Raw genomic sequence first — 11,452 nt, 5'->3', positions numbered from 1 at the left:
CGTGGGGCTGCGGTGTGGCATCGCCATTGGCGAAGATCTCGGGGGTGTCGGGGCGGTTCGTCACTTGGCTCCTTCGCTGATGGCGACGCGCGGGCGGGAGCGCTGCGCACGGCGGCTGCGCTCCACGAGCTGCAGGATCATCGGCGTCAGGATGAACTGCATACCGAGATCGAGTTTGGCGCCGGGAATGACGATGGAATTGGCCCGCGACATGAAGCTGTCCGGGATCATCGACAGGAGGTAGGGGAAGTCGATGCCGCGCGGATTGCGGAAGCGAATGACGACCATCGATTCATCGGCCGTGGAGATCCAGCGGGCGATGAAGGGGTTGAAGGTGTCGACCGTCGGCACCCTCTGGAAGTTGATATCCGTCTCGGTGAACTGCGGGCAGATGAAACGGATATAGTCCGGCATCCGACGTAGGATCGTGTCCGTCACTGCTTCCGTGGAATAGCCGCGCGTGTCGCGATCCCGGTGGATCTTCTGGATCCACTCCAGGTTGATCACCGGCACGACGCCGATCTTTAGGTCCGCATGCTGGGCGAGATTGAGCGTATCGGTGACGACCGCTCCGTGCAGGCCCTCACAGCTCTTCCAGCTTGTCGAGGATGTTCGCTTCCGGCCCGAAATGGCTGAAATTGAAGTTGCCCGTGTTCATCTCCGCATGCATCGCGCGCTTCATTTCTTCGCGGTCGTAGCGGTGAAAGGCATCGCCTTCGACAAAGGTCGCCTCGATGCCCTCGCGCCGGAAGATCTGGGCAAACCCTCTTCCCAGTGCTGGTAGTTGGACGCGTTGATCGCGAACTCCCCGGTTTCGTGGGCAATGGAGACCGCCTCGCGGGTCAGCCGGAAGGTGCCGTCACTGCGATCGAGCACGAAGACGTGGGTGCCCTCGCCACAAGTGAGGACCAGTTCGGTCATGGGGCCGTAGACAAGAAAACCGGCGGCCAGCTGGTTGCGGTCGGACTGGAGGACGGATGCTTCGGCTCCCGCCTCGATCGCGGGCAGGATCGAGAAGATCGTGCCCATGGGCAGGTTGATGCCGATATTCGCGGAGCTGTCGAGCGGATCGATGGCCGCCGCCAGGGGCGCCCCCGCCTGCAGGGTGATTGGGTCGTCCGCCTCTTTTGATCCGACATAGGCGACGGGAGCGGCCGACAGGGCGGCGATCACGTCGCGATGGGTACTGACATCGAGGAGTTTTTGCAGGTCGCCGCCGAGCGGTTCGGCCGCGATGCGCCTGGAAACGGCCGCTCCCACGCCTGCCAGCGCAACGATGGTTTCGGCAATGTCACGGCGGGCGGCGTCATCGCCCGCCCAGCGCTGTAAAAAGCCGGATAACTCATTAAAATCATATATTTATTTCTCCTCCGCACCGCGCTTTGTTTGTTCGTAGCCACCTTCGGCGCGGTTCGAGGTTGGCGTAAATCTCTCCCTTTCCGCTACGGACAGGCCGCACCGGGTGTCATGTCGCGTTTTTTGTGCGATGGCTCGAAAGAACGTCGTTTCGCGCCGTGTTTGGCGTTCGGAGAGATGACGATGCGAAGAAATTTGGATAAAATGAATTTGAAAGAAATTAGTGTGCGTTAAATTTTATTAAAGGATATGGGATGCGCAACGTTTCCTTGAAGCAATTGAGGGTACTCGCGGCGGTTGTCGGGACCGGCACCGTGACGGTGGCCGCATCCGAACTTCGTTTGACCTTTCCAGCGGTTACGACCTAGATGCGCCTTCTGGAGGAAGCTGTCGGCATGCCGCCCGTCGAGCGTAGCGACAGTCACTTCCATCCAACGGAAGCGGGGCTGGAAATCCTGGGTGCGACAAAACGTATCGAGGCAGCCTTGAGCGAATGCGATGCCTCGCTGGAGCTTTTGCACGGATTGGGGCCGGGACGGGTTGCCGTCGGGGTCATCAGTACGGCGAAGTATTTCGCGCCGATGGCGATTGCCGGTTTCGCGCACGATCATCCGGAGGTGGAGATTCGGCTGGTGGTGGGAAACCGGGGCGAGACGATCGCCGTACTCGCTGAATCATCCATCGACATCGCCGTCATGGGACGCCCTCCGGAGGAGCCCAATGTGGAGGCGGACGTTCTGGGCGATCATCCCCATATCATCATCGTTCCTCCGGATCATCCGCTTGTCGGGCATGAACGGATCAACATCGCAGAGCTTACGGAAGAGACGTTTCTGGTCCGCGAGCAGGGTTCGGGTACGCGGCAACTGACAGAGCGTGTGCTCGCGGAAATGAACATGACTGCGCCGCGTTTCGGCATGGAGATCAGTTCCAACGAAACCATCAAGCAGGCGGTGATGGCAGGGCTCGGCATTGCGCTGCTCTCGGCACATACCTGCGCGATGGAACTGGAAGCGGGACGGGACGGCTGGCGATGCTGGATGTCGAGGGATTGCCGTTGGTGCGGCAAGGGTATGTGGTCAAGCGGGCCGACCGGCGTCTGCTTCCCGCCGCCCAGGCGTTCAGAACTTTCATGGTGGAGTGGGGGCACGACTTCCTGCCCGCGCCGGATCTGGTGCAACCGGAAAGGCGGCGGTGAGGAGAGGTTAAGGGCGGTGCGGATGCCCATCCTTCGAGACGACCGTTTCCGTGGCCTCCTCAGGATGACGTTGAACAGGTGATAGCTTCGGAGCAAGTCCCCCCGAAAACGTCATCCTGAGGAGGGCCGACAGGCCCGTCTCGAAGGATGGGCATCCGCACCAACGCAGCACCGCTGCCGCATCAGCCTACCGCCAAATCCTTTTCATCCGCGCCTTGAGATCAACCGGCTGCATCGCGGCCCGTGCGGCGGCATCCTCGGCAGATCGCGGGGCCGTCTGCCATGAGCAGCGCTCGAAGAGCTTCAGTGAGGCGGTGTCGATGAAGCGGGTGCGACTGGCATAAACGTGCCGGTCGCCGCGCGAGCGCTGGCCGTGGGTGTAGAAGCGCTGCGGCGTGATCAGATGCAGCGCATCCTTGGCTCGCGTCATCGCCACGTAGAGCAGCCGCCGTTCTTCCTTGATCTCGGCACTGGTTCCGACCGCCAGATCGGAGGGATGCATCCGTCGACGCAATTCAGCACGAAGACCTGGCTCCATTCCTGCCCCTTGGCGGAATGGATGGTAGAGAGGATCAGATAATCCTCATCGAGCAGGGGAAGGCCGGCTTGATCTGAGGTCGCATCGGGCGGATCGAGCGTGAGGTCGGTCAGGACGCGGGCGGGGGTTGCGGACGCGATCTGTTCCAGTTGTGCCAGATCCGCCTTGTGGATGTCGGCATCCTCGTGGCGGCGTTCCAGATGTGGTTCGTACCAGCGCCTGACCCGCTCGATTTCCGTCGGCCATTGGCTGTTACGGGCGCGCAGGTCGCGGAACAGGGTGACGAAGCCTGCCCAGTCTTCCCGTGTTTTGGCGGCGATGGGAAGGCGGCAAGTTCTTCTGCAAAATCCGCGCTGACGTTAAGCGCATCCATCACCGTCCCGGCCGTTGACGGATCCACGCCCGGAATAAGCTGCAGCACCCGAAACCCGGCCACCCGGGTTGTCGGCGAACCGAAGGATGGCGAGCGTGTCCTTCACATGGGCCGCGTCGAGGAATTTCAGCTCGCCGTATTTCACGAAAGGAATGTTGCGGCGGGTGAGTTCGATCTCCAACAGTCCGGAATGGTGGGAGGCACGGAACAACACGGCCTGATGCTTCAGGAGCGTGCCGGATTCCCGTTCCGCCAGTACCTGTTCGCAAACATACGATGCCTGATCGTTTTCTTCGCGCACGGTGACGAGCTTCGGTTGAATCGTGCTGGTGCGCTCGGTCCACAGATCCTTTGCGTAACGTTCCCGCGCCTGGGCGATAACGGCATTGGCCGCCTTGAGGATCAGTTCCGTGGAGCGATAATTGCGTTCCAGCGTGACCATGCGCGCGGGAGGCGTGAAGAGCGCAGGAAAATCCAGAATATTGCGCACTTCCGCCCCGCGGAAGGAATAGATCGATTGGGCATCGTCTCCGACGACCGTCAGTCCGTGTCCATCCGGTTTGAACCCCGTGAGAATGGCTGCCTGAAGCTTGTTGGTGTCCTGATATTCGTCGACGAGAACGCGGTCGAACCGCGCGCCGATTTCTGCGCCGAGCCCAGCATCGGTCACCATGGCGCGCCAGTAGAGAAGCAGGTCGTCGTAATCGAGAACGTTCTGCGCCTGCTTGGCCTCCACATAGGCCGCAAACAGTGCCTTCAGCGCTGCGACCCATTCAAGACACCAGGGAAACGAGCTTTTCAGCACGTCCTCAAGTACCATCTCGGCATTGACCGTGCGCGAATAGATCGCGAGGCACGTGCCCTTGGCGGGAAAACGCTTCTTCGTCTTGGAAAGCCCGAGATCGTGCCGTACCAGGTTCATCAGGTCGGCGAAATCGGCCCGGTCGTGGATCGAGAACGTGTCTTTCAGCCCTATTAGCGGCGCGTATTCGCGAATGAGCCGGGCGTCGATGGTGTGGAACGTTCCTGCCCAGATCAGTCCTTCGGCAAGGATCAGCGCCCGTTCGCCCATCACTTCGCGCGCGATGCGTTCAACGCGCTTGGTCATCTCTTGCGCCGCGCGGCGGGAAAAGGTCATCAGCAGAATGCGCCGCGGATCGGCTCCGTTGACGATCAGATGGGCTACTCGGTGGGCCAGCGTGTTCGTCTTGCCGGATCCGGCTCCCGCAATGATCAGCAGCGGGTCGGCAATCGTGCCGTGACCGTGCAAGACGGCGTCGCGCTGCTCCGCGTTGAGGCAGTCGAGATAGATCGGTGGTGTCTGTGATTCGCTATCGGCCAGGCTCATGGCTCCATGTAGCGATATTCTCGCTTTGTTCGCAACGGGGGAAGGGAGGGGAGTGGCGCCGGGCTCCCGTGTCTCGGTCGTCATCCCACGGCGAAGTCCGGGGGATCCATCATCCTCCGCATGCCTTGTCGTCTGCTGGATTGCCCGGACTTCGTCGGGCAATGACGGTGGAGAGGGGTGTCTCGAAGGGTGGGCCACGAGCCGGTATCCGTTTTCGCAGCTGAGCCCTACTGCCCGTCGATCTCGCTCAACGCCATTTCGGTTGCCATGCGGGCGAAATCGGCCCGGGTCAGCGGACCGCCTGGGCGGAACCAGGTGAAGGCCCAGTTGAGCATGCCCATCAGGGCCATGGTCACCGCGATAAACCGTCCGCGCTCCAGATCCGGCGCGATCTCGCGAATGGTCGAGCGGAAATGCTCCAGTATCGATCGCTCCACCTGCCGGATACGCCGGGCGTCCTCGTCGGGAAGGGCTCCGAGCGCGCCGAGTTGCAGGCGGTGCAAATCGTCGGCGTTCTCGTAGAGATCGAGCAGGGTGGCGGACAGGCAATGCAGCCGTTCGCGGCCTTGCAATCCGTCAACGGCATCCGCCAGGGCCCGGTCGATCTCGCTCAGGTGGGTGTGGATGATGTCGAAGACGAGTTCGTCGCGATTGCGGAAGTAGTGATAGAGCAGCGCCTTGGAGATGCCGCAGGCCGTTGCGATTTGCGTCATCGATGCCTTGCCATCGGCCTTCGACAGGATGCGCGCCGCGGCGCGATGGATCGCGTCGCGTTTGTCGTCGTAATCGGCCGCTCGTGTCCGCGCCATGCCTCAAGCTCCAAGATAAGCTTCGCGCACGCGCGGATCGGAGATGAGATCCTGCGCCGAACCGGAAAGCGCGATTTTTCCCGTCTCCATAACATAGCTGCGATCGGCAATGGAAAGAGCGGCGTAGGCGTTTTGCTCCACGACCAGAAGGGTTACGCCTCTGTCCCGCAGTGCTGCGATGACCTCAAGGATCTGATCGACCAGCACGGGGGCCAGTTCCATCGAGGGCTCATCGAGAAGCAACAGCTTCGGACGGCCCATGATGGCGCGGCCGATGGCAAGCATCTCCTGCTGGCCGCCGGAAAGCCCACCTGCGGCCAGGTGGTGCTTTTCCTTCAGGATCGGAAAGAGCTTGTAGACCTCTTCCATGTCGGCGGTGAGATCGTCGCTGCGATGGTACCCGCCGAGCGAAAGGTTTTCTTCCACGCTCAGATCACCGAAGATCTGGCGTCCTTCCGGCGAATGGGCGATGCCGAGTCCGGCGCACCCGTGATTGGGCACCTTGGCGAGCGGTTGCCCGGCAAAGCGGATCGTGTCTGCCTTGAGCGGTTGGACGCCGGAGATGCAACGCATCAGCGTCGTCTTGCCTGCACCGTTCGCGCCAACCAGTGTGACGATCTCGCCCTCGTTGACGACCAGATCGATGCCGTGCAGCACTTTGATCGGGCCATATGCAGTGACGAGGCCCGAGATTTCCAGAAGGGGATCAGCCATGAGCCGCTCTCGCCTCCGCTGCACCATGCGCGCCGAGATAGGCGGAGACCACGCGATCATTGTCCCGAATTTCTTCCGGCCGTCCTTCGGCGATCTTGGTGCCCTGATTGAGCACCACGATATGCGACGAGATCCGCATCACCATGCGCATGTCATGTTCGATCAGCACCACGCAGACGCCTTCCTCCGCGATCTGTTGGATGAGGTCATCGACCTCGAGGGTCTCCACCGCGTTGCAACCGGCCGCCGGCTCGTCGAGAAGCAGGATCGAGCACCCCGTGACGAGCGCCCGTGCGATCTCCAGCCGCTTCAACTGGCCGTAGGACAGATCCGAGGCGGGACGGGCGGCAAGGTTGCCGAGGGTCTCCCGATCGAGGGCGGCATGCGCCAGCTCGCGGCTCTTGGTCGTCTCGCGTCGGCTGGACGGCAGGCCCAGCAGATCGGCGAAAAGGTTTGACGTTTCGCGCAGGTGGCAGCCCGTCATGACGTTGTTGAGCGCGGTCATCTGCGGAAAGATCTGCAGGTTCTGGAAGGTCCGCGCCATGCCGCGCCGGGCAAGGCGATGGAGCGGCTCGCCGGTCACTGGCGTGCCCTCGATGCGCACGTGACCCGTGTCGGCCGTATAGACACCGCTGACCAGATTGAACAGCGTGGTCTTGCCCGTACCGTTCGGACCTATGATTGAGGTAACCTCTCCGGCCTGTGCGGAGAAGGTGATCCCGTCCACCGCCTTGATGCCGCCGAACAAGATGCCGAGATCTTCGATTTCAAGCCTGTTGTTGCTCATTTCGACCTCCCGCACGAACGAAGGCGGTGGGTGAGGTCGCCCAGCGCCGGAACCAACCCGCGCCGCATAGCGACCATGGTCGCAACCATCACCGCGCCCAGCACGATGTGCTCGTATTCGGAGACGATGGTGAGAACCTGGGGCAGGGCGGTCAGGATCAGCGAGCCGACGATCCCGCCGTAAAAGGTGGTCGTACCGCCGAGCACGGCCATGGTCACCATTTCGACCGAGTGCATGAAGCCTGCCGTGTCGGTCGTTATGTAGCCGTTGGCAAGCGACAGCAGCGAGCCTGACACCGCCGCATAGACTGCGGAGATCGCGAAGGCCACGACCTTGGCACGCGCCACATCGACACCCAGCGAGGAGGCGACGACGTCGCTGTCATGAACTGCTCTCAGTGCACGGCCCCCACGGGCTGTTGCCCAGATTGACGGCCAGCACGACGCCGAATGTGGCGATAAGGCCCGTCAGCCAGTACCAGGCCTCCGTCGACTTCATCTTGATGCCGAGCGCCATGAACCAGTAGCGCGGGTTGAAACCGGAGACGACCATGCCGTCGGGCCCACCCGTCAGCCAGGATTCCTTGGTCAGCACCATCCAGATCAGCATGCCGAGGCCGAGCGTGGCGATGGCGAGATAGTAGCCGGAAAGCCTCAGGATCGGGCGCCCGATGACGACCGCCAGAAGTTCCGCTATCGCTGCGCCGATGAACAGGGCCGCACCGACGGTACGCCGTAGGCGGGCAGCAGCGCCACCGCGTAGGCGCCGATGGCGAAGAAACCCGCATGGCCGAGGCTGACAAGCCCGACATAGCCCAGCAGGACCACGATGCCGGTAACGGAGATGGTGTTGATCCACACCAGCGCGCCGACGCGGAAATAGTAGCTTGAGGGGAAGATCAGCGCGCCCGCAACGACGAGGGCGAGCGTGATCAGAAGCGCTTTCAGGGTCGGGTTCATCACACGTGTTCCGTTGTCCGCTTGCCGAACAGGCCCTGCGGCCGGACGAACAGGACGCAAAGTATGACGATGAAGGCGGCCGCGTCCTTGTAGTCGGACGAGATGTAGCCTGCGGTCATCGCTTCAATGAGACCGATGGCGAGCCCGCCGACGAGCGCGCCGAACGGAGAACCCCACACCGCCCAGCATGGTGGCGGAAAAGCCCTTCAGGGCCATCAGCACGCCCGCGTCGTAACTGGTGAAGGTGACGCGGGTCGCCAGAACGCCAGCAAGAGCATCGATACCGGCCGACAGCGCGAACGAGAGGTTCATCGCGCGGGCCCGTATTGATGCCGATGAGAACGGCGGCCAGACGGTTGGAGGCGGTCGCGCGGATGTCACGGCCCGCATGGGTGTGGCCGATGAACCAGGCAAGTGCCGCAAAGACCACGAAGCTGCCGCGGATGATCCACAGGCTCTGTGGCAGGATCGTTGCTCCCAGAAAGCGCAGGGCGGTCGCCGCCCGAAAAGCCTTCGTAGCGGTGGATCTGCTTGTCGAAGATGAACTGCATCACTCCGCGCAGGAAGATGCTCGATCCGATGGTGATGATCACCAGCGAGACCAACGGTGCCTTGCCTGCGGGCTTGATCGCCAACCGGTACAGCAGAATTCCGGCCGCGGTGCCGACGAGGATTGCCACAGGGGCGGCGATGATCACCGGTACGCCGAGCGCGACGGCGGCATAGATTGCGCCAACCGTCACGCCCGAAAGAACGAACTGAAGAAGCTCGGACAAGGTCGCCCCGTTACTCTACCGGAACCCAGCCGCCTTCCTGGATTTCCAGCATGCGGAAAGCAGTCAGGTCGAGGCCGAGATGATCGGTGGGTGACATGGTGTAGACGTCGGTAACGCCGGCATAATTCTTGGTCTCCTCGATCCCGTCGCGAATGTTCTGGGGATCGGTGGAGCCTTTGGTCTTGATGGCGGCGACGACCATCTGGAAGGCATCGTATGCATAGCCGCCGAAGGTCGACGGGGCCTCGCCGTAGGTGGCCTTGTAGTCCTTGATGTAGGTAACGACCGGCGTCTTCTGCGCATCGTCGTCGGCAAGCTGGCCGGGGATCCGCATCGCGGTGGCGGGCAGGCGCACGCCCTCTGCCGCATCTCCGGCAAGATGGATGAAGCTGTCGGAAGCAACGCCGTGGCTCTGGTAGAAGGGCAGCTTGATGCCGAGCTGGACGTAGTTCCGGGTCACGACCGCCGGGCCCTGGCCGAAGCCGGGATTGACGATCACTTCGATGCCGTCGGTGTTGGTGAGCTGCGGGGTCACGTCCGCATCGCCCGGGCCGTAGGTCTCGTCGGCGACGATCTCAACGCCCGCATCAGCGGCAACGTCCAGGCACTGCTGACGTATCGACTTGCCGAAACCGCCCGTGCCGGAAATCATCCCGACCTTGCTCATGCCGCGCTTGGTGATGTCCTCGAAGATCTTCAGGCAGGCCATCCGATCGGTGTGCGGCGTCTTGAAGACGTATTCCTTCACGGGATCGATGATGACGACCGCGCCGGCCAGCGAGACGAACGGGATCTCGGCCTGGGTGAAGAGCGGCGCCATGGCCATGGTCGCACCGGTCGAAGATCCGCCGATCACGGCGACGACTTCATCTTCCTCGATGAGGCGGGTTGCGAAGGTGCGGGTCTTGTTTAGGTCGGCGCCGTCGTCATAGAGCACCAGCTCCACTTCTTCACCGTTGATACCGCCAGAGGCGTTCAGTTGCTTGACGAGCATTTCGAGCGTCTTGGCTTCCGGATCGCCCAGGAACGAAGCCGGGCCGGTCACGGCGAGAGACACACCGATCTTGATCTGCGCGAGCGCAGGCGTAGCGGTAAGCAGGGCGAGTGCGGTCGCGCACGCGCCGAATTTGGCAAATGTCATCATTTCCTCCCAAATCGTCACATATTGAGTTCCCAACCTCGAAAAATTTTGTGTCATTTATTGACCGCGTGGTTGGCTTATGAAACATTTTTTTCCAAGAGGAGCTCGAAGGCGCGGTTCTGCCTTGACTTCGACGTCAAATGGGGAGGATCCGGAATGACTCAGCCCGAGCTGACGCCCGTGTTGTTGGAAGAGGTCGTCGACGGCGTCATGACATTGACGCTGAACCGGCCGGACAAGCTCAATTCCTTCAAGTCGGAAATGCATGCGTTTCTGCGCGCCGCCCTGACGCGCGCAGCGGAAGATGCGGCCGTTCGTGTCGTGTTGCTGACGGGGGCAGGGCGCGGCTTCTGTGCCGGTCAGGATCTGGGTGCGCGTCATCATGACAGTGAAGGCGGTGCGCCGGATCTGGGCGAGACGATCGAGACGCTTTGAAACCCGATGGCGCGGTTGATCCGCGATCTGCCGAAGCCCGTCGTGTGTGCGGTGAACGGCGTTGCGGCCGGGGCCAATCTGGCGCTTCTGTGCGACATCGTTTTGGCGGCTGAAAGCGCGCGCTTCATCCAGTCCTTCGCCAAGCTCGGTCTGGTGCCCGATTCCGACGGGACCTGGACAATGACCCATCGCCTTGGCGAGGCCCGTGCCATGGCCTTGACGTTGACGGGCGAGCCTTTGTCTGCGGCAAAGGCGGAGGAGTGGGGGTTGATCTGGTGCGCAGTGCCCGACGACAGGCTGATGGATGAGGCGAAGGCGCTTGCGGCAGGGTTCGCCAAGGGGCTGACATTCGGCTACGGCCTGACCAAGCAGGCGGTCCATGCGGCCGGTCATCTGAGTTTCGATGAGAGCCTCGATCTGGAGCGCGATTATCAGCGCCGCGCCGGTCGCAGTGCCTATTATGCGGAGGGCGTGCGCGCCTTCATGGAAAAGCGTGCTCCGGTCTTCACGGGGAGGAGCCCTCATGACGACAACGGATCAGGCCGCGCTCAAGGAGGATGCCCAGAGCATCGCCGAGCGTTGCGCGGAAGCGATGTGGGCGAACGATCACGCCAGCCAGGGGCTTGGCATGGAGATCGTCGCCGTCGGTCCGGGCTCTGCAACGCTGACCATGCGGGTGCGCAAGGACATGCTGAACGGGCTCGGCACGTGCCACGGCGGTTTCATGTTCACGCTGGCCGACAGCGCGTTCGCCTTTGCTTGCAACACGCACAATCAGTTCACGGTCGCTCAGCACTGTTCCATTACCTACCACGCCCCACCGGGCGAGGGGGTTTTGCTGATGGCGACCGCCAGAGAAGTTCATCGGGCTGGCCGCTCCGGTCTTTACGACATTTCCGTCGCCGGTGAGGACGGGACGCTTTATCACCTTCCGCGGTCATTCGCGGACGGTGCCTGGAACGCATCTCGCCCCCAAGCAGGGCGATGTCTGAGGCACATGACGTCTGAGTCACATAAA

10 protein-coding genes and 5 pseudogenes are annotated in these 11,452 nt (G+C 62.2%); 3 read left to right on the top strand and 12 right to left on the bottom strand.

Features of this window, described 5'->3' with window-relative positions; genetic code table 11:
• Positions 1–60 precede the first annotated feature (60 nt).
• Together QNJ43_RS02300 and QNJ43_RS02295 are read right to left on the bottom strand one after the other, a co-directional pair.
• Positions 61–824: pseudogene (locus QNJ43_RS02300) on the bottom strand (phosphoribulokinase).
• A 70-nt stretch (positions 825–894) separates the two neighbouring features.
• Positions 895–1,173, bottom strand: a pseudogene (locus QNJ43_RS02295) (class 1 fructose-bisphosphatase); the annotation flags it as partial.
• Between the two features lie 551 nt (positions 1,174–1,724).
• Between QNJ43_RS02295 and QNJ43_RS02290 the strand changes: the two are divergent.
• A complete protein-coding gene (locus QNJ43_RS02290) occupies positions 1,725–2,636 on the top strand; it encodes a LysR substrate-binding domain-containing protein (protein ID WP_300467039.1) in 912 nt (303 codons plus the stop codon).
• A 105-nt stretch (positions 2,637–2,741) separates the two neighbouring features.
• On the opposite strand, the pseudogene QNJ43_RS02285 reads toward QNJ43_RS02290, so the two are convergent.
• The 10 genes and pseudogenes from QNJ43_RS02285 to QNJ43_RS02255 form a co-directional block, all read right to left on the bottom strand.
• Positions 2,742–4,813 (bottom strand): annotated as a pseudogene (locus tag QNJ43_RS02285) (ATP-dependent helicase).
• A 227-nt stretch (positions 4,814–5,040) separates the two neighbouring features.
• Complete coding sequence (locus tag QNJ43_RS02280) at positions 5,041–5,622, bottom strand: TetR/AcrR family transcriptional regulator (protein WP_300467037.1); 582 nt, start codon at positions 5,620–5,622, stop codon at positions 5,041–5,043.
• 3 nt (positions 5,623–5,625) lie between these two features.
• On the bottom strand, positions 5,626–6,336 hold the full coding sequence (locus tag QNJ43_RS02275; RefSeq protein ID WP_300467035.1) for an ABC transporter ATP-binding protein: 711 nt from the start codon (positions 6,334–6,336) through the stop codon (positions 5,626–5,628).
• Positions 6,329–7,123, bottom strand: coding sequence for an ABC transporter ATP-binding protein (locus tag QNJ43_RS02270; RefSeq protein ID WP_300467033.1), 795 nt, complete (start codon positions 7,121–7,123; stop codon positions 6,329–6,331). Before QNJ43_RS02270 ends, QNJ43_RS02275 begins: the two co-directional genes overlap by 8 nt.
• Positions 7,120–7,482: a branched-chain amino acid ABC transporter permease gene (locus tag QNJ43_RS26610; protein WP_346432832.1), complete on the bottom strand. Its 363-nt coding sequence runs from the start codon at positions 7,480–7,482 to the stop codon at positions 7,120–7,122. Before QNJ43_RS26610 ends, QNJ43_RS02270 begins: the two co-directional genes overlap by 4 nt.
• Positions 7,483–7,504: 22 nt before the next feature.
• A complete protein-coding gene (locus QNJ43_RS26605) occupies positions 7,505–7,732 on the bottom strand; it encodes a hypothetical protein (protein ID WP_346432815.1) in 228 nt (75 codons plus the stop codon).
• Positions 7,733–7,815: 83 nt separating this feature from the next.
• Complete coding sequence (locus QNJ43_RS26600) at positions 7,816–8,082, bottom strand: hypothetical protein (RefSeq protein WP_346432814.1); 267 nt, start codon at positions 8,080–8,082, stop codon at positions 7,816–7,818.
• A 123-nt stretch (positions 8,083–8,205) separates the two neighbouring features.
• Positions 8,206–8,394 (bottom strand): hypothetical protein, encoded by a 189-nt coding sequence (locus QNJ43_RS26595; RefSeq protein WP_346432813.1) that lies wholly within the window; start codon positions 8,392–8,394, stop codon positions 8,206–8,208.
• Between the two features lie 65 nt (positions 8,395–8,459).
• On the bottom strand, positions 8,460–8,858 hold the full coding sequence (locus QNJ43_RS26590) for a hypothetical protein (RefSeq protein ID WP_346432812.1): 399 nt from the start codon (positions 8,856–8,858) through the stop codon (positions 8,460–8,462).
• Positions 8,859–8,868: 10 nt separating this feature from the next.
• On the bottom strand, positions 8,869–9,999 hold the full coding sequence (locus QNJ43_RS02255) for an ABC transporter substrate-binding protein (RefSeq protein ID WP_300467284.1): 1,131 nt from the start codon (positions 9,997–9,999) through the stop codon (positions 8,869–8,871).
• A 156-nt stretch (positions 10,000–10,155) separates the two neighbouring features.
• Between QNJ43_RS02255 and paaG the strand changes: the two are divergent.
• Together paaG and paaI are read left to right on the top strand one after the other, a co-directional pair.
• A pseudogene (paaG, locus tag QNJ43_RS02250) lies at positions 10,156–10,950 on the top strand (2-(1,2-epoxy-1,2-dihydrophenyl)acetyl-CoA isomerase PaaG); the annotation flags it as partial.
• Positions 10,951–10,957: 7 nt separating this feature from the next.
• A pseudogene (gene paaI, locus QNJ43_RS02245) lies at positions 10,958–11,426 on the top strand (hydroxyphenylacetyl-CoA thioesterase PaaI).
• The last annotated feature ends 26 nt before the right edge of the window (positions 11,427–11,452 follow it).

Origin of the sequence: Breoghania sp. (genome assembly GCF_030066895.1) — a bacterium.
In the GTDB taxonomy this organism is placed as follows: Bacteria; Pseudomonadota; Alphaproteobacteria; order Rhizobiales; family Stappiaceae; genus Breoghania.
Note: the sequence above shows the minus strand (reverse complement) of the source record. Positions and strands in the feature narration are given on the sequence as shown.

Coding starts and splice junctions, on each gene's coding strand:
- QNJ43_RS02290 (WP_300467039.1), top strand. CDS start 1,725: ATGCGCCTTCTGGAGGAAGCTGTCGGCATGCCGCCCGTCGAGCGTAGC.
- QNJ43_RS02280 (WP_300467037.1), bottom strand. CDS start 5,622: ATGGCGCGGACACGAGCGGCCGATTACGACGACAAACGCGACGCGATC.
- QNJ43_RS26605 (WP_346432815.1), bottom strand. CDS start 7,732: ATGCTGATCTGGATGGTGCTGACCAAGGAATCCTGGCTGACGGGTGGG.
- QNJ43_RS02270 (WP_300467033.1), bottom strand. CDS start 7,123: ATGAGCAACAACAGGCTTGAAATCGAAGATCTCGGCATCTTGTTCGGC.
- QNJ43_RS02275 (WP_300467035.1), bottom strand. CDS start 6,336: ATGGCTGATCCCCTTCTGGAAATCTCGGGCCTCGTCACTGCATATGGC.
- QNJ43_RS02255 (WP_300467284.1), bottom strand. CDS start 9,999: ATGACATTTGCCAAATTCGGCGCGTGCGCGACCGCACTCGCCCTGCTT.
- QNJ43_RS26600 (WP_346432814.1), bottom strand. CDS start 8,082: ATGAACCCGACCCTGAAAGCGCTTCTGATCACGCTCGCCCTCGTCGTT.
- QNJ43_RS26595 (WP_346432813.1), bottom strand. CDS start 8,394: ATGAACCTCTCGTTCGCGCTGTCGGCCGGTATCGATGCTCTTGCTGGC.